The 21,720-nt window shown below is 71.0% G+C and carries 20 protein-coding genes; 9 read left to right on the top strand and 11 right to left on the bottom strand.

Going from position 1 to position 21,720, the window contains the following annotated elements; genetic code table 11:
- Positions 1-119: 119 nt before the first annotated feature.
- Together ACIQU3_RS15180 and ACIQU3_RS15175 are read left to right on the top strand one after the other, a co-directional pair.
- Complete coding sequence (locus tag ACIQU3_RS15180) at positions 120-1,880, top strand: LCP family protein (protein ID WP_403733314.1); 1,761 nt, start codon at positions 120-122, stop codon at positions 1,878-1,880.
- Between the two features lie 227 nt (positions 1,881-2,107).
- Complete coding sequence (locus ACIQU3_RS15175) at positions 2,108-3,793, top strand: LCP family protein (RefSeq protein ID WP_403925284.1); 1,686 nt, start codon at positions 2,108-2,110, stop codon at positions 3,791-3,793.
- A 135-nt stretch (positions 3,794-3,928) separates the two neighbouring features.
- On the opposite strand, the gene ACIQU3_RS15170 is transcribed toward ACIQU3_RS15175, so the two are convergent.
- A complete protein-coding gene (locus ACIQU3_RS15170) occupies positions 3,929-4,966 on the bottom strand; it encodes a glycosyltransferase family 2 protein (RefSeq protein ID WP_403925281.1) in 1,038 nt (345 codons plus the stop codon).
- 127 nt (positions 4,967-5,093) lie between these two features.
- Here ACIQU3_RS15170 and ACIQU3_RS15165 point away from each other — a divergent pair, with 127 nt between their 5' ends.
- Positions 5,094-6,575, top strand: a complete 1,482-nt coding sequence (locus ACIQU3_RS15165) for an LCP family protein (RefSeq protein ID WP_403733304.1) — start codon at positions 5,094-5,096, stop codon at positions 6,573-6,575.
- A 31-nt stretch (positions 6,576-6,606) separates the two neighbouring features.
- On the opposite strand, the gene ACIQU3_RS15160 is transcribed toward ACIQU3_RS15165, so the two are convergent.
- Positions 6,607-7,164, bottom strand: a complete 558-nt coding sequence (locus ACIQU3_RS15160; RefSeq protein ID WP_053675667.1) for an acyl-CoA thioesterase — start codon at positions 7,162-7,164, stop codon at positions 6,607-6,609.
- 119 nt (positions 7,165-7,283) lie between these two features.
- Here ACIQU3_RS15160 and ACIQU3_RS15155 point away from each other — a divergent pair, with 119 nt between their 5' ends.
- Complete coding sequence (locus ACIQU3_RS15155) at positions 7,284-8,585, top strand: LCP family protein (RefSeq protein WP_403733299.1); 1,302 nt, start codon at positions 7,284-7,286, stop codon at positions 8,583-8,585.
- Positions 8,586-8,645: 60 nt separating this feature from the next.
- On the opposite strand, the gene ACIQU3_RS15150 is transcribed toward ACIQU3_RS15155, so the two are convergent.
- On the bottom strand, positions 8,646-9,011 hold the full coding sequence (locus ACIQU3_RS15150; protein ID WP_403733292.1) for a four-helix bundle copper-binding protein: 366 nt from the start codon (positions 9,009-9,011) through the stop codon (positions 8,646-8,648).
- Between the two features lie 253 nt (positions 9,012-9,264).
- Here ACIQU3_RS15150 and ACIQU3_RS15145 point away from each other — a divergent pair, with 253 nt between their 5' ends.
- On the top strand, positions 9,265-10,464 hold the full coding sequence (locus tag ACIQU3_RS15145) for a phosphatidylserine/phosphatidylglycerophosphate/cardiolipin synthase family protein (protein ID WP_403733434.1): 1,200 nt from the start codon (positions 9,265-9,267) through the stop codon (positions 10,462-10,464).
- A gap of 43 nt (positions 10,465-10,507) precedes the next feature.
- Here the strand turns inward: ACIQU3_RS15145 and ACIQU3_RS15140 are convergent, their stop codons facing one another.
- Entirely contained in the window at positions 10,508-11,665 is a 1,158-nt protein-coding gene (locus ACIQU3_RS15140) for an acyl-CoA dehydrogenase (RefSeq protein ID WP_403733289.1), read from the bottom strand.
- Between the two features lie 186 nt (positions 11,666-11,851).
- On the opposite strand from ACIQU3_RS15140, the gene ACIQU3_RS15135 reads away from it, so the two are divergent.
- Positions 11,852-13,195: a UDP-glucose dehydrogenase family protein gene (locus ACIQU3_RS15135; RefSeq protein ID WP_403733286.1), complete on the top strand. Its 1,344-nt coding sequence runs from the start codon at positions 11,852-11,854 to the stop codon at positions 13,193-13,195.
- A 167-nt stretch (positions 13,196-13,362) separates the two neighbouring features.
- Here ACIQU3_RS15135 and ACIQU3_RS15130 read toward each other — a convergent pair whose 3' ends face one another.
- Entirely contained in the window at positions 13,363-13,869 is a 507-nt protein-coding gene (locus ACIQU3_RS15130) for a CGNR zinc finger domain-containing protein (RefSeq protein WP_403733283.1), read from the bottom strand.
- Positions 13,870-13,985: 116 nt separating this feature from the next.
- Here ACIQU3_RS15130 and ACIQU3_RS15125 point away from each other — a divergent pair, with 116 nt between their 5' ends.
- Positions 13,986-14,357, top strand: a complete 372-nt coding sequence (locus tag ACIQU3_RS15125) for a VOC family protein (RefSeq protein WP_403733278.1) — start codon at positions 13,986-13,988, stop codon at positions 14,355-14,357.
- Positions 14,358-14,371: 14 nt separating this feature from the next.
- Positions 14,372-14,770, top strand: coding sequence for a VOC family protein (locus ACIQU3_RS15120; RefSeq protein ID WP_403733275.1), 399 nt, complete (start codon positions 14,372-14,374; stop codon positions 14,768-14,770).
- A 12-nt stretch (positions 14,771-14,782) separates the two neighbouring features.
- Here ACIQU3_RS15120 and ACIQU3_RS15115 read toward each other — a convergent pair whose 3' ends face one another.
- The 4 genes from ACIQU3_RS15115 to ACIQU3_RS15100 form a co-directional block, all read right to left on the bottom strand.
- Entirely contained in the window at positions 14,783-15,919 is a 1,137-nt protein-coding gene (locus ACIQU3_RS15115; RefSeq protein WP_403925277.1) for a dipeptidase, read from the bottom strand.
- 166 nt (positions 15,920-16,085) lie between these two features.
- Positions 16,086-17,273, bottom strand: coding sequence for a dipeptidase (locus ACIQU3_RS15110; RefSeq protein WP_403925274.1), 1,188 nt, complete (start codon positions 17,271-17,273; stop codon positions 16,086-16,088).
- Between the two features lie 5 nt (positions 17,274-17,278).
- Positions 17,279-17,806, bottom strand: a complete 528-nt coding sequence (purE, locus tag ACIQU3_RS15105; RefSeq protein ID WP_403733264.1) for a 5-(carboxyamino)imidazole ribonucleotide mutase — start codon at positions 17,804-17,806, stop codon at positions 17,279-17,281.
- Entirely contained in the window at positions 17,803-18,942 is a 1,140-nt protein-coding gene (locus tag ACIQU3_RS15100) for a 5-(carboxyamino)imidazole ribonucleotide synthase (RefSeq protein WP_403733259.1), read from the bottom strand. Before ACIQU3_RS15100 ends, purE begins: the two co-directional genes overlap by 4 nt.
- Positions 18,943-19,105: 163 nt before the next feature.
- Here ACIQU3_RS15100 and ACIQU3_RS15095 point away from each other — a divergent pair, with 163 nt between their 5' ends.
- On the top strand, positions 19,106-19,606 hold the full coding sequence (locus ACIQU3_RS15095; RefSeq protein ID WP_403733256.1) for a GtrA family protein: 501 nt from the start codon (positions 19,106-19,108) through the stop codon (positions 19,604-19,606).
- A 32-nt stretch (positions 19,607-19,638) separates the two neighbouring features.
- On the opposite strand, the gene ACIQU3_RS15090 is transcribed toward ACIQU3_RS15095, so the two are convergent.
- Complete coding sequence (locus ACIQU3_RS15090; protein WP_403733253.1) at positions 19,639-20,916, bottom strand: ATP-binding protein; 1,278 nt, start codon at positions 20,914-20,916, stop codon at positions 19,639-19,641.
- A 28-nt stretch (positions 20,917-20,944) separates the two neighbouring features.
- Positions 20,945-21,622: a response regulator transcription factor gene (locus ACIQU3_RS15085; protein WP_053675697.1), complete on the bottom strand. Its 678-nt coding sequence runs from the start codon at positions 21,620-21,622 to the stop codon at positions 20,945-20,947.
- Positions 21,623-21,720 lie beyond the last annotated feature (98 nt).

Below are 21,720 nucleotides of genomic sequence, written 5' to 3'. Positions count from 1 at the left end.
GTGTGTGCGATCCAGTGCTCTCACCCATGAGGTCCGTCCTGGGGGCGTGCACTGCTTGACCAGCACCGTGCGCCTTCCGGGGGAGGGCGCCGCGTGGCCATACGGAGGAACAGGCAACCGTGGACGCGCAAGGCCGTGGGCGGGCGGACGACGTCGATCCCGCAGACCAGTGGGTACTCAACCCGAACACCGGCGAATACGAACTGCGACTGGCCCCTTCCGCAGCGCAGCCGTCCGTTCCCGGTCCCCGTGGTTCCGGTGGCCGTGGTTCCGGTGGCCGTGGCCCGGGCGGAACGGGCGGTGCGGCCCGTTCCCGCCGTCCCGGGGCCGCCGCCTCCGACGGTGAGGCCCCCTCCCCCCGTAGACGCACCGCCCCGGCCGAGGCGGCCGCGGCGCGGCGCGGACGCGGTCCGGTGCAGAAGAAGGCGCAGAAGAAGGGGAAGGGCAAGAAGGTCCTGATGTGGACCGGCGGGTCGCTGGCCTTCGTGCTGGTCGGGACGAGCGCGGCCGCGTACCTCTACTACGAGCACCTCAACGACAACATCACGTCCGTCTCCGACGACGGCGCCGGCACCGGCGGGTTCAGCAAGGACCGCGCGATCAACATCCTGCTGATCGGCACCGACAAGCGCACCGGCAAGGGCAACGAGGGCTACGGCGACAAGAACAGCGCCGGGCACGCGGACACCACCCTGGTGCTGCACGTCTCCAAGGACCGCACGAACGCGACGGTGCTGAGCATTCCGCGTGACCTGATCACCGACATCCCGGACTGCCCGACGACGCAGGAGGACGGCTCGGAGAAGGTCATCGCGGGCAAGCAGCGCACTCGCTTCAACAACAGCCTCGGGCAGGAGGACCGTACGCCGAGCTGCACCATGCGCACGATCACCGAGCTGACCGGACTGAAGATGGACCACTTCATGGTGGCCGACTTCAACGCGGTCAAGACGCTGACCAGCGCGGTGGGCGGCGTCGACGTCTGTCTGGCCAAGGACATCAAGGACCCCGACTCCAAGCTCGACCTGCCCAAGGGCGAGCACACGATCGAGGGCGAGCAGGCGCTGGCCTTCGTCCGCACCCGGCACTCGGTGGGTTTCGGCGGCGATCTGAGCCGGATCGAGCTGCAGCAGCAGTTCCTGGGCTCGATGCTGCGCAAGCTGAAGTCCAACGACACCCTCACCAGCCCCTCGAAAATGATCAAGCTGGCCGAGGCGGGCACCAAGGCGCTGACCGTCGACTCCCAGATCAGCACGATCAAGAAACTGGCCGATCTCGGGGCGGAGCTGGGCAAGTTCGACACGAAGAACCTCACGTTCGCGACCGTGCCCGTCGTGGACAATCCCGTGGAGAAGGTCAAGGCCACGGTGGTCCTGAAGGAGCCTCAGGCCCAGCAGCTGTTCGCGATGGTCAGGGACGACGTGTCGCTGACCGCCGTGAAACAGGAGAAGAAGAAGGAGAAGGCCGCCGCGGCCGCCCGGCTGAAGGGCACCAAGGCCCCGGCCTCCGAGGTGCGGGTGCGCATCCTCAACGGCGGTGCCGTCGCCGGCAGCGCCCAGGAGACCCTCAGCTGGCTCCAGGTGCAGGAGGGCGTGACGAGGTCCGAGAACGCGGGCAACGCCGAAGCACCGCTGGCGAGGACCACGTTGGAGTACGCGCCCGACCAGGCCGACCAGGCGCGACGGCTCGCCGACATCATGGGGCTGTCCGGATCAGCGATGAAGCCGGGCAAGAGCGTGACCAACTCCCAGGGGGTGCCGGCGATGACGCTGACCCTGGGCAAGGACTTCAAGGGGGCGGGCGTGCCCCTCACCACTCCGGCGAAGGTCCCGGACGACGTCCAGAAGGCCACGGCCGACAAGGTCGAGTGCGCGAAGTGACCTGACCGTCTCTTCCTGCGTCTAACAGGTGGACGGAGCAAGCCCGGACGAATCCGGCCGGGTGTACATCCGACCGGGCATGTCAGAGGTCCAACGAGAAGCGGGGACGACCGTGCTCCGGCGGAGCAGCGGGGGAACCCGTGGTCCGGACGGACACGGGTCACCCGTGATCCGAACACGACGCGGGGCGCGCCCCGGGGTCGGCCATTGGGTGGGGAGGCAGGGATATGGCGCAGAGTGACGTGCGCGGAAGCGGCACGCGGCACGATGCGGGCGGCCTGGCCCAGGACGAGCGTCCGGGGACGGCGGCGCCCGCCACGGGCGGCGGTGAGGGGGGCGGAGGCGGCCACGGCCGTCGGCGCGGCCGGCGGCACGGCGGGGGACGCCGGATATTGCGCTGGTCCGCGCTCGTGCTGTCGGTGCTGATACTCGGGACGGCCGGCGCCGGATACCTCTACTACCGCCACCTCAACGGCAACCTCGACAAGGGCAAGCGCAACAGCGGCGAGTCCGACGTCAAGAAGACCGGGCCCAACGCGGCGGGCCAGACCCCGCTCAACATCCTGCTGATCGGTTCCGACAGCCGGAACTCCGCGGAGAACGTCAAGCTCGGCGGCGGCCGGGACAACGTCGGCAGCAAGCCCCTGGCGGACGTGCAGATGCTCCTGCACGTCTCGGCGGACCGGGAGAGCGCGTCCGTGGTGAGCATCCCGCGGGACACCCGCGTGGACATCCCGAAGTGCGTCGACCCCGACACCGGGGAGAAGTACCCGGCGAAGAACACCATCATCAACGAGACGCTCCAGCGCGGCGGCCCGGGCTGCACCCTCGCCACCTGGCAGAACCTGACCGGTGTGTACATCGACCACTGGATGATGGTCGACTTCGCCGGAGTGGTGGACATGGCGGACGCCATCGGCGGCGTCCCGGTCTGCGTCAACCAGAACGTGTGGGACCGGCCGCTGTCCGGCCAGCGCGGCGGCTCGGGACTGAAGATGAAGTCCGGCACGCACAAGGTGCAGGGCAAGCAGGCGCTGCAGTGGCTGCGCACCCGGCACGCCTGGGGCAGTGACCCGCTGCGCGCCAAGGCGCAGCACATGTACATGAACTCGATGATCCGGACGCTGAAGCAGCAGAACGTCTTCACCGACACCGGCCGCCTGATGGGCCTGGCCGAGGCGGGCACGAAGGCGCTGACGGTGTCCGAGGAGATCGGCACGGTCAAGGAGCTGTACGACGTCGGCATGCAGCTGAAGTCGGTCCCGACCAACCGCATCACGATGACGACGATGCCGTGGATCGAGGACCCCCTGGACCCCAACCACCTGGTGCCCAAGCCGGAGGACGCCGACAAGATGTGGGCGATGCTCCGCGACGACGTCTCCTTCGACAAGGCGGGCAAAGGCGGCAACGCGGGCAAGGGCGGCAAGACCGGTGCGGCATCGGCCTCGGGTCCGTCCCCGGCGTCGGTGAAGGCCACCGGGCCCGCCGCCGCGCCGGCCGCGGGACTGTCGGTCACCGTCGTCAACGGCACGGCCAGTGAACAGCAGGCCGCCGTTCCCCAGCGGGCCGCCGCGATCGTGGCCGCGCTGCAGCGGGCGGGTTTCACCCGGGCCGTCGCCTCCGGACAGCAGGATCCGCACACCCGGACGCAGGTGACGTACCCGAAGAGCACCGGGGAGCAGGGCCGGGCCAACGCGCTGTCGGTGGCGAAGGCGGTCGGCGTCCCCAGCGGCCAGGTGCGGGCCACGGACGACGTGACCACCACGCTGACCATCGGCAGCGACTGGCGGGAGGGCACGGCCTACCCGAAGCAGAAGGCTCCCGAGGCGGGCGACCTGCCCGAGACCGCGGACGCGCTGAGCGCGGACGAGACGGAGTGCATGGACGTGTACAAGCCCTACCAGTGGTGAACGCGGCATCGGTGTGAGAGAAGGGGCCCCGGTCCTCCTCGTCGCCGCCGGGCTCGCTGTTCGCCCGCCGGAGGCGCCGGTGCGCACACGCCAGGGGCCCCGTCCCGTCCGGGAAGGGGCCCCTGGCCACGTCGGTCAGCTCGCGGTGGCGTCCGCACGCACCGCGGGGCGCCGCGAGGCGATGACCTTCTTCGCCAGCGCCCGCGGGCTGGTCAGGAAGCCCCAGCCCCACGACATGTGCATCGTGGCGAGCGCCACGGGGATCTGCAGCCGCGCCTTCAGCGGCAGACCCTTGCCCGCCGGTACCGAGCCGAGCAGGATCGCCGCGAGGTAGCCGCCGGGCACCACGAAGCCCCACGGCGTCAGCAGCGCGCCCACCAGGACGCCGGCGCCGATCGCGCACACGGCGGTCGGCGGGGCGAGGTAGCGCAGGTTGATCGAGCCCTCGTGGAAGCGTGCGACCACGTGCCGCCAGCGGCCGTAGTCCTTGTACTGCTTGGCGAGCGCCTTCACGCTCGGCCGCGGCCGGTACGACACCTTCAGCTCGGGCGAGAACCAGACGACGCCGCCCGCCTCACGGATGCGGAAGTTCAGCTCCCAGTCCTGGGCGCGGATGAACTCCACGTTGTAGCCGCCCTGCTGTTCCAGCGCCTCGCGCCGGAACACGCCGAGGTAGACGGTCTCGGCCGGGCCGGCCTGGCCACCGGTGTGGAAGGCGGCGTTGCCGACCCCGATCTTCGAGGTCATCGCGGCGGCGACCGCGTGCTCCCAGTCGTTCTCGCCCTCGGCGTGCATGATGCCGCCGACGTTCTGCGCGCCGGTCTCCTCCAGGAGCCGTACGGCGGTCGCGATGTAGTTCGGCGAGAGCATGCCGTGCCCGTCGACGCGGACGACGATCGGGTGCCGTGAGGCGTTGATCGCCGCGTTCAGCGCCGCGGGCGTACGGCCGGTGGGGTTGGGGACGGTGTGGATGCGCGCGTCTTCTGCCACGAGCTCGGCGGCGATCTCGTCCGTGCGGTCCGTGGACGGACCGAGGGCGATCACGACCTCCATCTCGCCGGCGTACTCCTGCGCGAGGATCGCTTGGACTGCTCCCCGCAGATGCCGCTCCTCGTTGAGGACGGGCATGATCACGGAAACGGCGGGGTGCCGCACGTCGGGATTGGCGTTCATAGGGGCCTCACGTTACCGCGAACGGGGGACAGCGTTGCGCGCCGCCGGGGCGCTGCCGCGGGCCGCAGATCGTATCGGCCTACGGTTTCACGGATCCCACGTACGGCCGTCGTCCGGAGGTGTCCCCATGCCCACGCCGCCGCGGTCCTCCCGGTCCACCGCCGGTCCCAAGCGCCGTCCGCAGCCCCCCGCCCCCCGTCGCGCCCCGCGCAGGCCCGTGCCGCCCGCGCGCAAGCCGCGCTGGGCGATGCGCGTGGTCACCACGCTGTCCGTGGTGGTCCTCGCCTCCGCGGGCATCGGGCACTCGGTGATGACCAGCCTGGACGCGGACATCGCCCGGGTCGACCCCTTCAAGGACATGAAGAACCGGCCGCAGGCGGGCCACGGCATGAACGTCCTGCTCGTCGGCACCGACGGCCGGGAGAAGATCAGCGCGGAGGACCGCCGCCGGTACCGGCTGGGCGGCGCACCCTGCCACTGCACCGACACGATGATGATCGTGCACATCTCCGAGGACCGGCGGCAGGCCAGTGTGGTGAGCCTGCCGCGCGACTCGTACGCGGTGACGCCGGAGCACGTCGACCGTACGTCCGGCAAGCGGCACCACGGGCACCCCATCAAGCTGAACGCCGCGTACGCCGAGGGCGGCCCGCAGTTGACCGTGCGCACGGTCGAGAGCATGACGAAGGTGAAGATCGACCACTATCTGGAGGTCGACTTCACCAGCTTCATGAAGACGGTGGATGTGGTCGGAGGTGTGCAGATCTGCACGACCGACCCGTTGAAGGACAGCTACAGCGGCCTGAACCTCCCGGCCGGCCGGCACACGCTGGGGGGCGGGCAGGCGCTGCAGTTCGTGCGTGCCCGCCATGTGGACGGGGCCTCGGACCTCAGCCGCATGAAGCGGCAGCAGCGCTTCATGGCGGCGCTGGTGGAGCGGCTCACCTCCTCCGGGATCCTGCTCAACCCCATGAAGTTCCGGGACGTGACCCGGGCCGTACTGGGCTCGGTACGCGCCGACAAGGGTTTCGGCACCGACGAGATGCTGGACCTGGGCCGCGCCATGCGGAACTTCTCCCCCTCCTCCTCCGAGTTCACGACCGTCCCGATCGGGCGGATGGGGTACGCCGTGAAGGGCGTCGGCTCCACGCTGAAGTGGGACCCCGTGAAGGCGGAGCGCGTCTTCCACGCCCTGCGCACGGACCAGCCGCTGTCCGTGAACCGGTCGCGCGGCGCCGCCCGGGTCGTCTCGGTCGCCCCGCAGCAGATCCGCGTACAGGTGGAGAACGGCACGCGCACGCCCGGCCTCGGCCGCAGGGTGGACGCGGCCCTGGCGTCGACGGGCTTCCGCACGACGCACGCGCCCGTGAACGCCCCCAACCGTGACATGAAGCGCACGGTCGTCGCCTACGACCCCCGCTGGGACCGCTCGGCCAAGTCGCTCGCGGCCGCCCTGCCGGGCAGCGAACTGCGCGCGGTCAAAGGGCTGGGCCCGACCTTGAAGGTGATCGCGGGCCCGGACTTCGAACGCGTCCACAAGGTACGGGCCGAGGACCCGGGCCAGGGCGAGTTCGGCGTGGTCCGGGGCGACGAGGTGTCCTGCGGCTAGTGCCGCTGCGGCCTCGGGGGGGCGGGGCCGGTCAGTCCTCGAAGCCCTCCGCCGCTCGCTTCTCGCGCAGGTCCATGATCGCGCGGCGGCGGGCCAGACGGTGGGTGCGGCGGATCTGGGCCTCCTGGTAGCGGCGCTTGTCGCGCTCCGTCTCCGGCAGGACCGGCGGGACCCGGCGGGGCTTGCCGTCGGCGTCGACCGCGGCGAAGACGAGGTAGGCGGAGCCGACCTGGGTGGGCGGGGCGGACTCGTTCCAGCGTTCGGCCAGGACCCGGACACCGACCTCCATGGAGGTCCGGCCGGTCCAGTTGACCTGCGCCTTGACGTGCACCAGGTCGCCGACGCGCACCGGCTCCAGGAACGCCATCTCGTCCATGGACGCGGTGACCGCCGGCCCACCGGAGTGCCGCCCGGCCACGGCCCCCGCCGCGTCGTCGACCAGCTTCATGATCACCCCACCGTGCACGGTCCCCAGAAGGTTCGTGTCGTTGTGGGTCATGATGTGGCTGAGGGTGGTGCGGGACGCCGAAGTCGGCTTGCCCGGGATATCCGGACTGCCGGAATCCGCAGCTGGGGCCTGGTCTGTCATGGCCCCCACCTTATGCCGAGGCGGCGCGTGGGGGTTTTGTGTCAGCTTCGCCACAGCCGTGCTCTGATTTTCCGACGACTCTTGTATGGCACACCACGGGGACCTGCACACTGGGGCGCATGAATGACTGGCCCGAGGGATTCCCCGCCGACAACCGCGGCAACCGCTACGGACGCGGCAGCTCGAGCGCGCAGCCCGAGAGCGCCCGCGTCATGCGGCAGGTCCGCCGCGGCCCGGCGGCATCGCCCGGGCAGGCGGCATACGGCGGCGCCCCGCCGTACGGCGGCGGCGTACCGCAGCAGCCGTCCTACGTGGACGGCGGCGGCTACGGCCCCGGTGACGGATACGACAGCGGCTACAACACGGGCCAGGTCTACGGCGCGCCCGGCGGCCGGGGCCCCGGCGGTCCGGGCGACGGCATGTACGAGCCGCGTCCCGCGCCGAACTGGCGCCGGCGTATCAAGGTGACGGCCATCACGCTGGTGACGCTGCTCGTCGTGACGAGCGTCGGCACGTACTTCTGGGCCGACTCCAAGCTCAACCGCGACGTCGACCTGTCGAAGGTCATCGACCGTCCGGAGGCGGGCGAGGGCACGAACTACCTGATCGTCGGCTCCGACAGCCGCAAGGGCATGTCGGCCGAGGAGAAGAAGAAGCTGCACACCGGGTCCGCCGAGGGCAAGCGCACGGACTCGATGATGATCCTGCACACCGGCGACGGCGCACCGACGCTGGTCTCGCTGCCGCGCGACTCGAACGTCACCATCCCGTCGTTCAAGGGCTCGGACTCCGGGAAGCTCTACCCGGCCACGGGCCGCCAGACGAAGCTGAACGCGGCCTACGCCGAGGACGGCCCGGAGCTGCTGGTGCGCACGGTGGAGGCCAACACGGGCCTGCACATCGACCACTACGTGGAGATCGGCTTCGCCGGCTTCGCGAACATCGTGGACGCGGTCGGCGGCGTCGAGATGGACATCCCGCAGGACATCAAGGACACCAAGTCCGGCGCGGACTTCAAGAAGGGCAAGCAGACGCTCAACGGCGAGCAGGCCCTCGCCTTCGTCCGCACCCGCTACGCACTCGCGGGCTCCGACCTGGACCGTACGAAGAACCAGCAGAAGTTCCTCTCGGCCCTGGCCAACCAGGTCGCCACCCCGGGCACGGTCCTGAACCCCTTCAAGCTGTACCCGACCATGAGCGCCGGCCTCGACACCCTCGTGGTCGACAAGGACATGAGCCTGTTCGACCTGGCGTCCATGTTCTGGGCGATGAAGGGCGTCAGCGGCGGCGAGGGCAAGTCGATGAACATGCCGATCGCCGGCAACAGCGCCAACGGCAACCTCCAGTGGGACACCACGAAGGTGAAGACGCTGGTGAGCCAGCTGAAGAACGACGAGAAGGTCACCGTCTCCGGCAACTGAGCGGGCAGGCGAGGCGAAGGAGGCACCCGGGCGGGTGCCCCCTTCGCCTTGAGGCGGTTCTCACATCGAGGCACCCGACATCGAGCGGCACGACTCGGCGCAGCGGCGACAGGCCTCGGCGCAGCGCATCATCTGCGTGTCCTCCGGCATGGACATACACGCCTCGGCGCACATGTCACAGGCCCGGGCGCACATCGCGCACATCTCGGCCATCAGGGGCGAACGGCGCATCATCATGTCGGCGCACATGCGCGTCATCTCGGCGCAGTCCATGACCGCGCGCATGATCTGCATCTGGGCCGGGCCGCCCATCTGCAGGCAGGAGCTCATGGTCTCCTCGCACACGCTGTGGCAGGTCATGCAGGTCTGGACGCAGTCCTGCATCTCCTTGCTGAGCGGGGTGGTGGTGGCGGGCTGCTGGGTCATGACGTCCTCCCAGGGGTGGCGGGAGCCGCGGTTCGACGCCCGCTCCTTCTCGTCCTACGCCTCCGGCCCCATGAGCACCACAGGGCGGAGCATCCTGATGTGACCCACTCCGTCTGTGAGGCACGACTCAGGGGGCTCTGCGTGAAAGCGCCGGCAGCGGCAAAAAGGGTTTCCAGACGTGCCGGAGCCCGGCACGGCGAGGGCGGGACGGCCGGCAACCGTGCAGGGGGGAGACCCACACATGACACAGCAGATGTACGACGAACGACGGGCGCAGGAGCCGGAGGCGAGAGGGCCGGAGGAACAGAAGCTGCGGCTGCGCAGACGGCTGGAGCGGCTGATCGGCATCGCCGCGACCGAGGGCAACGAGCTGGTGCCGCTGCGCAACGGCGACGAGATCTTCCCCGCGATGCTGGCCGCCATCCGGGCCGCCGAGCACACCGTCGACATGATGACGTTCGTGTACTGGCGCGGCGACGTCGCCCACGAGTTCGCCGCCGCGCTGGCGGAGCGGGCCCGCGCGGGTGTCCGGGTGCGGCTGCTGCTGGACGGGTTCGGGGCCAAGGAGATAGAGCAGGACCTGCTGGACGCGATGGACGAGGCAGGCGTCCAGGTGGCCTGGTTCCGCAGACCCACGCGTCTGTCCCCGATGCGGCAGAACCACCGCTGCCACCGCAAGGTCCTGGTCACCGACGAGCACACGGCGTTCACGGGCGGCGTGGGCATCGCGCAGGAGTGGTGCGGCTCCGCACGGAACCCGGACGAGTGGCGCGACACCCATGTACAGGTCCGCGGGCCCGCCGTGGACGGCATCGCCGCGGCCTTCGCCCAGAACTGGGCCGAGTGCCACGACGACCTCTACGACGAGCACGACCGCTTCACCGCCCAGGAGCAGCCGGGGCGGGCCACGGTCCAGGTCGTGCGGGGTTCGGCCTCGTTCGGCTGGCAGGACATGCAGACGATCCTGCGGGTCCTGATCACCTCGGCGCAGGAGCGCCTGCGGCTGGCCACGGCCTACTTCGCCCCCGACGCCTACTTCGTCGACCTGCTGGCGGCGGCGGCCCGGCGCGGGGTCGCGGTGGAGATCCTGCTGCCCGGACCGCACACCGACCAGCGGGCGTGCCTGCTGGCCGGGCGGCAGCACTACCAGACGCTCGTCGACGCGGGTGTGGAGGTGCGGGAGTACCAGCCGACGATGCTCCACACGAAGATCATGACGCTGGACGGGGTCTGTTCCCTCATCGGCTCGACGAACTTCAACCGCCGCTCCATGGAGCACGACGAGGAGGTCGTCCTGGCGGTCCTCGACGAGGACTTCACCGCACAACTCGACGCCGACTTCGAGGCCGACCGCAAGCGCAGCGAGCCCATCGACCCCGCCCGCTGGAAGCACCGCCCCTTCACCGAACGCCTCGCCGAGGCTGCGGTCACCCCGATCCGACGGTTCCTGTGAGGGCAGTGGGGGGCCGGTGCCATCCGGCCCCCCGGGAGAGGGGTTACGGCAGGTTGCGCGCCATGACGATGCGCTGGACCTGGTTCGTGCCCTCGTAGATCTGAGTGATCTTGGCGTCGCGCATCATGCGCTCCACCGGGTAGTCGCGCGTGTAGCCGTAGCCGCCGAGGAGCTGGACCGCGTCCGTGGTGACCTCCATCGCCACGTCCGAGGCGAAGCACTTGGCGGCGGCGCCCAGATAGGTGAGGTCGGCGTCGACGCGCTGGGAGGCGGCGGCGGCCTGGTAGGTCAGGGCGCGGGCGGCCGAGATCTTCATGGACATGTCGGCGAGCATGAACTGGATGCCCTGGAAGTCGGCGATCGGCTTGCCGAACTGCTTGCGCTCCTGGACGTAGCCCTTGGCGTAGTCGAGGGCGCCCTGGGCGATGCCGAGCGCCTGGGCGGCGATGGTGATGCGGGTGTGGTCGAGGGTCTTCATCGCCGTGGCGAAGCCGGTGCCCTCCTCGCCGATCATGCGGTCGGCGGGGATGCGGACGTTGTCGAGGTAGACCTCGCGGGTCGGGGAGCCCTTGATGCCGAGCTTCTTCTCGGGGGCGCCGAAGGAGACACCCTCGTCCGACTTCTCGACGACGAAGGCCGAGATGCCCTTGGAGCGCTTGGCCGGGTCGGTGACGGCCATCACCGTGTAGTACTCGGACTCGCCGGCGTTGGTGATCCAGCGCTTCACGCCGTTGAGGATCCAGTGGTCGCCGTCGCGGACGGCCTTGGTCTTCATGCCGGCGGCGTCGGAGCCGGCGTCCGGCTCGGAGAGGCAGTAGGAGAACATGCCCTCGCCCTTGGCGAGCGGGGTCATGTACTTCTTCTTCAGGTCCTCGGAGCCGGAGAGGATCACCGGGAGCGAGCCCAGCTTGTTCACCGCGGGGATGAGAGAGGAGGAGGCGCACACGCGGGCGACCTCCTCGATCACTATGACGGTGGCGAGCGCGTCCGCGCCTGAGCCGCCGTACTCCTCGGGTACGTGCACGGCGTGCAGGTCGTTCGCGACGAGCGCCTGGAAGGCCTCGCGGGGGAAGCGGGCCTCCTCGTCCACGGCGGCGGCGTGCGGCGCGATCTTCGCCTCGGCCAGCGAGCGGACTGCGTCACGGAGCATGTCGTGCTCCTCGGACGGGCGGTACAGGTCGAAGTCAGCCGATCCGGCCAAGGTCTCTCACTCCAAAACGCTGCGATGGTGACGCTAACTACCGTTAAGTAATCAAAAGTTTATGGGGTCGCCCACGCGAGTGATACGTGAGCTAGGCGACAGCGGAGAAGTTGCCCAGTCAAGCGCGCTGCCATGCCCCGGCTATGCTCGGGCGCGCACCGCATGCCGTAGACCCCTGGAGTACCCATGGCCCTGAAGATCACCGTGATCGGCACCGGTTATCTCGGCGCGACACACGCGGCGGCCATGGCCGAGCTGGGCTTCGAAGTGCTCGCCCTCGACGTCGTGCGCGAGAAGATCGAGAAGCTGGAGCGCGCCGAGGCCCCGATGTACGAGCCGGGTCTCGAGGAGCTGCTGCGCAAGCACGTCGCCGGCATCGAGGGCTCCAGCGGCAGGCTGCGCTTCACGCAGGACTGGGCCGAGGTCGGCGCGTTCGGCGATGTGCACTTCGTCTGTGTGAACACCCCGCAGCGGCACGGCGAGTACGCCTGCGACATGAGCTACGTCGACGCCGCGATCGCTTCGCTCGCCCCGCATCTGCACGGTCCGGCGCTGGTCGTCGGCAAGTCCACCGTGCCGGTCGGCTCCGCGGACCGCCTCGCGGCTTACCTGGCGGCGCACGCGCCCGCCGGGGCGGACGCCGAGCTGGCGTGGAACCCGGAGTTCCTGCGGGAGGGCTTCGCCGTCGACGACACGCTGCACCCCGACCGTCTCGTGGTGGGCGTGCGCAGCGAGCGGGCCGAGAAGCTGCTGCGTGAGGTGTACGCGACGCCGATCTCCGAGGGCTCGCCGTTCGTGGTGACGGACTTCCCCACCTCGGAGCTGGTGAAGACCTCCGCGAACTCCTTCCTCGCCACGAAGATCTCCTTCATCAACGCCATGGCGGAGGTGTGCGAGGCCGCGGGCGGGGACGTCGCCAAGCTGGCCGAGGCCATCGGCTACGACGACCGGATCGGCAGGAAGTTCCTGCGGGCCGGGATCGGCTTCGGCGGCGGGTGCCTGCCGAAGGACATCCGGGCGTTCATGGCGCGCGCGGGTGAGCTGGGCGCGGACCAGGCGCTGACGTTCCTGCGGGAGATCGACTCGATCAACATGCGCCAGCGCGGGCAGATGGTCGAGCTGGCCAGGCAGGCACTGGGCGGCGGGCCGTTCCTGGGCAAGCGCGTGGCGGTGCTGGGCGCGACCTTCAAGCCCGACTCGGACGACGTGCGGGACTCCCCCGCACTCAACGTGGCCGGGCAGATCCACCTCCAGGGCGGCCAGGTGACGGTCTACGACCCGAAGGGCATGGACAACGCCCGCGGGGTGTTCCCGACCCTCGGCTACGCCGGCTCGGCACTGGAGGCCGTGCGCGGTGCCGACATCGTGCTGCACCTGACGGAGTGGCGGGAGTTCCGGGAGCTGGACACCGAGGCCCTCGGCGAGGTCGCGGCGGCGCGGGTCATCCTGGACGGCCGCAACGCCCTGGACCCGGAACGCTGGCGGAAGGCCGGCTGGACGTACCGGGCGATGGGACGTCCGAAGGCCTGAGCGCGAGGAAGCGCGGGACAGGCGACGCCGGTTCGGCCGAGGCTCAGTCGGCCGAACCGGCGTCTTCGTGCATTCTGCCCCACCGGGACGGGCGGCGGGGCGGCTAGCGGGCTTCTGGGCGGAGCGGTCCGGGCGTCGCGACGCCGCGGAGAGCCGCCCGGGGCCCCCTACACCTCCTTGGCCCGGTAGCGGCGCATCTTCGCGCGGGCCCCGCAGACCTGCATGGAGCACCAGCGTCCGCGGCCGGCCGGGCTGCGGTCGTAGTAGGCCCAGTGGCAGTCGGCGGCCTCGCAGGCCTTGAGGCGGGTCCAGGTGCCGGCGACCAGGGCCTCGGCGACGGCGGCGGCCACGCGTGCGTGCAGGCAGTGGTCGCGGGCGGGGGCGAGGGCGGCCGACCCGTCCGCCGCGTCGACGGTGACGAGGAGCGGGGCCTCGGCCAGGAGCTCGCCGAGCGGGGTGACCGCGCGGTGCGGCGGGTGGCCGGCGTGGGCCAGGAGGGTCGCGCGCAGCGACTCCCGCAGGGTGCGGGCGCTGTCGGTGTCGTCCGCGGTGATGCCGAGGCGCTCACGGATCTCGGGCCTGTCGAGCGCGTCGGCGCCGGACTCGATGTCCAGCGTGTTCACCAGGGCCTCGACCAGGGCCAGGCCGCCGGGCGCGGGCGATCTCTCCGTCATGGCGCGACCGTACCTCTCACCAATTCCCTTGCGAGGTTACCGCCAATGGGGGAGCATGCAGTAACGGTTACCGGTTACCCCACTCTGTGGGTAACGCCGACTTCGAGGAGGAAGTCATGGCTCTCGCCAAGCTGGGCGTCGTCGTCCTGGACTGTCCCGACCCGCGCGCACTGGCCGGTTTCTACGCCGAGGTGCTCGGCGGCACGCCGGTGGTGGAGACCGACGGGGAGGACGAATGGGTCGACCTGAAGGTGCCGGGCGGCACACCGCTGGCCTTCCAGGCCTCGCCCGGGTACGTGGCGCCGCGGTGGCCGTCCGCCGACGGCTCGCAGCAGTTCCACCTCGACCTGGTGGTGGACGACCTGGACACAGCTGAGAAGGGCGTACTGGCACTCGGCGCGAAGCCGCTGGACGCCGACGACCGGGAGCGCTCGTTCCGGGTTTACGCCGATCCTGCCGGGCACCCGTTCTGCCTCTGCGCCTGCTGATCTCCGGAGGCTCCATGTCCACCGTGGCCCGTTTCCGCTCCGTGGTCGTCGACTGCCCCGATCCCCACGCCCTGGCCCGTTTCTACGCGCAGGTCGTCGGCGGTACGCCGGAGCGGGAGGACGACGACCCCGGCTGGGTGGTGCTGCGCGTCCCCGGCGGGCCCCGGCTCGCCTTCCAGCGCTCCCCGGGCCACACCCCGCCGGAGTGGCCGCGGGCCGACCGCAACGCCCAGCAGTTCCACCTGGACTTCGACGCCGGCTCGACCTGGGACGAGATCGACGCGGCCGAGGAGCGGGTGCTGGCGCTGGGCGCGCGGGTGCTGGACAAGGAGGACTACGAGAAGAAGGACTTCCGCGTCTACGCCGACCCGGCGGGACACCCGTTCTGTCTGTGCCGGATCGAACACGGCTGAGCCTCTGGCCGACTACCCGTCCAGCTCCGAGATGGTCGCCGTCGAAGGCTCCCGGCGCTGCTGGGCACTGCGGGCCGTGAAGTCGGCGCCGCGCAGGACGCGCTGGACGTTGCCCCAGGTCAGCAGGGCGACGTCCGGCTCGTCCCAGCCGCGCCGCAGCAGCTCGGCGATCAGCCGCGGATAGCAGGAGGTGTCGCCGAGCTCCTGGGGGTGGGCGGCCCCGGAGTCGTAGGTGCCCGACAGGCCGACGCACTGGGCTCCGGCCACGGCGCGGATGTGGTCGAGGTGGTCGGCGACGTCGCGTACGGTCGGGCCGGTCTGCTCGGCGGTCAGCGGCACCAGGCACAGCCCCTTGGCCGCGCCGAGCTCCGCCAGCAGGTCGTCGGGCAGATTGGCAGGGTGGGGGCGCAGGCTCCGGGCCGCGGAGCGGCTGCACAGCACGGGTGCCCGGGAGAGGGCCAGGACCCGGCGCAGGGTCTGCGAGGAGGCCCCCGAGAGGTCCGCGATGACGCCGAGGCGGTTCATCTCGCGCACGACCTCCTCGCCGAACCGGGTCAGCCCCGCCTCGCTCGCCCAGGACACCCCGGTCAGCGTCAGCGCGCGCAGGCCGAGCAGGTGCAGCTGGCGGAGGATGCCGAGCGAGCCGCCCAGGGCGGGGGCTCCGGCGGGACCGAGGAGCACGGCGACGCGGCCGCAGTTGCGGGCGTCCGCGACCTGCCCGGCCGTGCAGGCCGGGCGCAGGCCCTCCTCGCAGGTGCGGGCGACGGTCTTCGCCAGGTCCAGTTGCTCCAGGGTGGCACCGACGGCCCGGTCGCCGTCGAGGCCCTCGGGCAGGTGCAACGACCAGAAGAGCGCGCCCACATGACCGCTGCGCAGCCGGGGCACGTCCGTGTCCACGGTGCTCTCGCCGTCCTCCAGGTCGTACCAGGGCAGCCGCTTGAGCGCCCGGGGCAGCCCGTTGTAGCCGTCGGCGACGGGGTGCGCGGCGAGGATGGCGTGGGCCCGGGTCATGGGCGCGTCGTCCGGGTCGGAGACGGCCTGAAAGGACTCCGCCGTGACGACGCCCTCCTCGGGGTACGGCTCGGCCAGCTCGTCGAACTCGCCGGCGGCCGCGGCGGTGGTGCGCAGGTCGTCGTGGAGGTCTGCCATGGCGGCTCCGTACGGTCGTTCGTGAGGTACGGTCACCGTCGCACGGAGCAGGATGTGGTTCCTGGTGGGCGGGGCGTTCGGAGTACGGTGCTGGCCTCGCGCCCGACCGCCTTCAGGACGGCCGGGCGGCCGCGATCGACTCGTCCGTGTCTGGCGCCCCCGACGCTCAGCCGGCGGGCGTGTCCAGCGATCCGATCGTGGCGTTGGACGGCGGCCGCGTCTCCTGAAGACCACGGGCGACATCCTCCGCCGCGTCCAGCACCCGGACAGCGTTCTTCCAGGTCAGCTTGGCCAGGTCGGCCTTCGACCAGCCGCGGTCGAGCAGTTCCGCGAGGAGGTTCGGGTAGCCGGAGACGTCCGCGAGGCCGTCGGGGGTGAAGGCCGTGCCGTCGTAGTCTCCGCCGATGCCGAGGTGGTCGATGCCGGCCGCCTCGCGCATGTGGTCCAGGTGGTCGGCGACCGTCGACACCGTCGCGACGGGCCGCGGGTGCCGCTCCTCGAAGGCGCGGTGGACCTTCATGGCCTCCGCGGTGGTGTCGAGGTGGTGGAAGCCGTGGGCGCGCATGTTCTCGTCGGCCGCGGCGGTCCAGTCGACGGCCGCCTGGAGCACGAACTTCGGCACGAACGTCACCATCGCCATGCCGCCGTTGGCGGGCAGCCGCTCCAGGACGTCGTCGGGGACGTTGCGCGGGTGGTCGCACACGGCCCGGGCCGAGGAGTGGGAGAAGATCACCGGGGCGGAGCTCGCGTCGAGTGCGTCCCGCATGGTCGTCGCCGCCACGTGGGAGAGGTCGACGAGCATGCCGAGCCGGTTCATCTCCCGGACGACCTCGCGGCCGAACGCGGTCAGGCCGCCGGCCTTCGGCTCGTCGGTCGCGGAGTCCGCCCAGTCGACGTTGTCGTTGTGGGTGAGCGTGAGGTAGCGCACGCCGAGCCCGTACAGACCGCGCAGTGTGCCCAGGGAGTTGGCGATGGAGTGGCCGCCCTCCGCCCCCATGAGGGAGGCGATACGGCCCTCCCCGCGCGCGGCCTCCATGTCGGCGGCGGTGAGCGCGGGGCGCAGGTCCTCGGCGTGACGGGTCACCAACTGCCGTACGCAGTCGATCTGTTCGAGGGTGGCGGCGACCGGGTCGGGCGCGTCCGTGCGGACGTACACCGACCAGTACTGGGCGCCGACCCCGCCCGCGCGCAGCCGGGGGATGTCGGTGTGCAGATGGGCGCTCTGGTCGGCGGCGATGTCGCGGGCGTCGAGGTCGTAGCGGACCTGCTCGCGCAGCGCCCAGGGCAGGTCGTTGTGGCCGTCGACGACCGGGAACTCACGCAGGAGTTCCCGGGCCGCCTCCTGGGACGTCATCGTCGTCACTTCCCCGCGCCGAAGCCGAACCCGCCCGAGCCCCCGACCTTGGAGCGCAGCCGCTTGCCCTTCTCGGTGGCCTGGTCGTTCAGCTCCTGCTGGAAGTCGCGCATCCGGCCGCGCAGCTCCTCGTCGTGCGTGGCGAGGATGCGGGCCGCCAGCAGCCCGGCGTTGCGGGCACCGGCGACGGAGACCGTGGCGACGGGGACACCCGCAGGCATCTGCACGATCGACAGGAGGCTGTCCATGCCGTCGAGGTACTTCAGCGGCACGGGCACACCGATGACCGGCAGCGGGGTCACCGAGGCGAGCATGCCGGGCAGGTGGGCGGCACCGCCCGCACCGGCGATGATCACCTTGAGCCCGCGGGCGTCGGCCTGCTCGCCGTAGGCGACCATCTCGCGCGGCATGCGGTGCGCGGAGACGACGTCGACCTCGTAGGCGATCTCGAACTCGTCGAGGGCCTTGGCGGCGGCCTCCATGACGGGCCAGTCGGAGTCCGACCCCATGACGATGCCAACAACAGGGCTCATTCGGTGATGGTGCCTCTCAGGTAGCCGGCAGCGTGACGGGCGCGCTCCAGCACGTCGTCCAGGTCGTCGCCGTAGGTGTTGACGTGCCCGACCTTGCGGCCGGGCTTCACGTCCTTGCCGTACATGTGGATCTTGAGCTGGGGGTCGCGGGCCATGCAGTGCAGATACGCGGAGTACATGTCCGGGAAGTCCCCGCCGAGGACGTTGACCATCACCGTCCACGGGGCGCGCGGGCGCGGGTCGCCGAGCGGGAGGTCCAGGACGGCACGCACGTGGTTGGCGAACTGGCTGGTGACGGCGCCGTCCATCGACCAGTGGCCGGAGTTGTGCGGGCGCATCGCGAGCTCGTTGACGAGGATCCGCCCGTCGCGGGTCTGGAACAGCTCGACCGCGAGGTGCCCGACGACGCCGAGTTCCTTGGCGATGTTCAGCGCCATCTCGGAGGCCTCCAGGGCGAGGGCCTCGTCGAGGTCGGGCGCGGGGGCGATCACCGTGTCGCAGACGCCGCCCACCTGCCGGGACTCCACGACCGGGTAGGCCACGGCCTGGCCGTGCGGGGAGCGGACCACGTTGGCGGCGAGCTCGCGCAGGAAGTCGACCTTCTCCTCGGCGAGCACGGGGACACCGGCCTTGAACGGGTCGGCGGCCTCCTCGACGGAGTCGACGACCCAGACGCCCTTGCCGTCGTAGCCGCCGCGGACGGTCTTGAGGACGACCGGGAAACCCTCGCCCTCGGCCGCGAAGGCGGCCACGTCCTGCGGGTCGGAGACGATCCGGTGTCTGGGGCAGGGGACGCCGATCGCGTCGAGCTTCGCGCGCATCACCCCCTTGTCCTGGGCGTGCACGAGCGCGTCCGGGCCGGGGCGGACGGGGATGCCGTCCGCCTCCAGGGCCCTGAGGTGCTCGGTGGGCACGTGTTCGTGATCGAAGGTGATCACATCGCACCCACGGGCGAACTCGCGCAGCGTGTCGAGGTCGCGATAGTCGCCGATGACGACATCGCTCACGACCTGCGCAGCGGAGTCCTGCGGGGTGTCACTGAGGAGCTTGAACCTGATGCCCAGCGGGATGCCCGCCTCGTGTGTCATACGAGCGAGCTGGCCACCGCCGACCATGCCGACTACCGGGAACGTCACGCCCCCAGGGTATCGGCCGCGCCAGGGTGGCCGGTTTCCTGTCCCCCACCGGCACGGCCCGGACCATCTCCGGCCGTCCACCGGTATCCGCAGGAAGATCGCGCGGGAGGGTGGTTAGCATGGCTGGATCGACGCCGACGAACGGACGGGGGCCTGCACGACCATGGGACATGGTGCCTCCCGGCTCCGACGTGTCGTACGCGAAGTCGCCAAGTTCGGCGCCGTGGGCGGTGCCGGGGTGCTGGTCAACCTCGCCGTCTTCAACCTCGTGCGCCACACCACCGACCTCCAGGTGGTCCGCGCGAGCGTCATCGCGACGGTCGTCGCGATCGTGTTCAACTACGTCGGCTTCCGCTACTTCACGTACCGCGACCGCGACAAGAGCCGCCGTACGCGTGAGATGACTCTCTTCCTGCTGTTCAGCGCGATCGGCCTGGTCATCGAGAACGGCGTCCTGTACACGGCCACGTACGGCTTCGGCTGGGACACCCCGCTCCAGAACAACGTCTTCAAGTTCGTGGGCATCGGCATCGCGACCCTGTTCCGCTTCTGGTCCTACCGCTCCTGGGTCTTCCGCGCGCTGCCCGCCCGCGAGCCCGCACCGGCCCGGGTCCCGCAGACCGACCCCGCCGACCTCCCGAAGACCAAGCAGCAGGTGCCGTGACCCCCACGACGCGGCCCTAGGTCGGGCACGACCTAGCGGACCGTCGGCTCCTCGTCGTCGTCCGCGGGCTTCTGCAGCGGGGTGCGGGAGAGGAACAGGCCGAAGATCGGGGGCTTGGTCTGGAGCATCTCCAGGCGGCCGCCGTCGGCCTCGGCGAGGTCGCGGGCGACCGCCAGGCCGATGCCCGTGGAGTTGCGGCCGCTGATCGCCCGTTCGAAGATGCGGGCGCCCAGGTCGGCGGGGATGCCCGGCCCCTCGTCGGTGACCTCGATGACCGCCTGGTTGCCGGTGACGCGGGTGCGCAGGGCGACCGTGCCGCCGCCGTGCATGAGGGAGTTCTCGATCAGAGCCGCCAGCACCTGCGCGACCGCGCCGGGTGTGCCCACCGCGCGCAGATGCCGTTTGCCGGAGCTGACGATCGCCCGCCCCGCGCTGCGGTACGCCGGCCGCCACTCCGCGAGCTGCTGCTGGATGACCTCGTCGAGGTCGAAGGAGACGGCGGAGCCGGTGCGCGGATCGCGGGAGTTCGTCAGCAGCCGCTCCACGACGTCCGTGAGCCGCTCGACCTGCGTCAGCGCGATCGTCGCCTCCTCCTTCACCGTGTCCGGGTCGTCGGTGAGCGTGATCTCCTCCAGCCGCATCGACAGCGCCGTGAGCGGCGTGCGCAGCTGGTGGGAGGCGTCCGCGGCCAGCCGGCGCTCGGCGGTCAGCATGCGGGCGATGCGCTCGGCGGAGCCGTCCAGCACGTCCGCCACCCGGTCCAGCTCGGGCACCCCGTACCGCTTGTGCCGGGGCCGCGGGTCGCCCGAGCCGAGCCGCTCGGCCGTCTCCGCGAGGTCGGTCAGCGGGGACGCCAGCCGGTTCGCCTGGCGGACGGCCAGCAGGACCGCGGCCACCACCGCCAGCAGCGCGACCAGCGCGATGATCAGCAGCGTCCGGCCCACCTCACGGGTGACCGAGGAGCGCGGTTCCTGGACGGTGACCGTCTCGCCCTCCTCGCCGGGCGCGGTGGCGCTGATGACGTCACCGTCCGGCCTGTCGCCGACCTCGATGGGCGCCTCGCCGGGGATGCGGATCACCGCGTAGTAGCGGTCCTGCGTGACCTGCTCGCGCAGCACCTCCGCGTCGACCTGCTGAGCCCCGAAGAGCCGGCTGTCGACGATGCTGGCGAGCCGGACCGCCTCGGACTCCACCCGCTCCTGGGCGCTGTTGCTGATGGTCCGGGTCTCGACGATGACCAGGGAGACGCCGAAGACGGCGATCACGACGAGCACCACGGCGAGCGTGGACTGGATCAGTCGGCGACGCATGTCCTGTTACCCGAGCCCGCCTCGCGGCTCAGCTCTTCTCGAAACGGAAACCCACACCGCGCACGGTGGCGATGTAGCGGGGGTTGGCCGCGTCGTCGCCGAGCTTCTTGCGCAGCCAGGAGATGTGCATGTCGAGGGTCTTGGTCGACGACCACCACGTCGTGTCCCAGACCTCGCGCATCAGCTGGTCGCGGGTGACGACCCGGCCCGCGTCGCGCACCAGCACTCGCAGCAGGTCGAACTCCTTGGCGGTGAGCTGGAGCTCCTCCTCGCCCATCCAGGCGCGGTGCGACTCGACGTCGATGCGCACGCCGTGCGTGGCGGGCGGCTGCTGCGGCTCGGAGACACCGCGCCGGAGCAGCGCCCGCACCCGGGCGAGCAGCTCGGCGAGCCGGAACGGCTTGGTGACGTAGTCGTCGGCGCCCGCGTCGAGCCCGACGACGGTGTCCACCTCGTCGGCGCGCGCGGTCAGGATGAGGATGGGGATGGCGTGGCCTTCGCCCCGCAGGCGGCGGGCCACCTCCAGACCGTCCATGCCGGGCAGCCCGAGGTCGAGCACGACCAGGTCGACGCCACCCTGCAATCCGGCGTCGAGAGCGGTGGGTCCGTCCTCGCGGACCTCGACCTCGTAGCCCTCCCGGCGCAGAGCACGGGCCAGCGGCTCCGAGATGGACGCATCGTCCTCGGCGAGCAGTACACGGGTCATGAGGTGATGGTAGACCTGCGGCGCCCTGAGCTGGGGTGTGACCGGAATCCTTGATTCTTACCGTCGGCATGCACGGCTCTTACGTGGCAGAGGTATGC

It is taken from the genome of Streptomyces sp. NPDC101110 (assembly GCF_044759525.1).
Lineage (GTDB): Bacteria > Actinomycetota > Actinomycetes > Streptomycetales > Streptomycetaceae > Streptomyces.
This window is presented reverse-complemented; position numbering and strand designations above follow the sequence as displayed.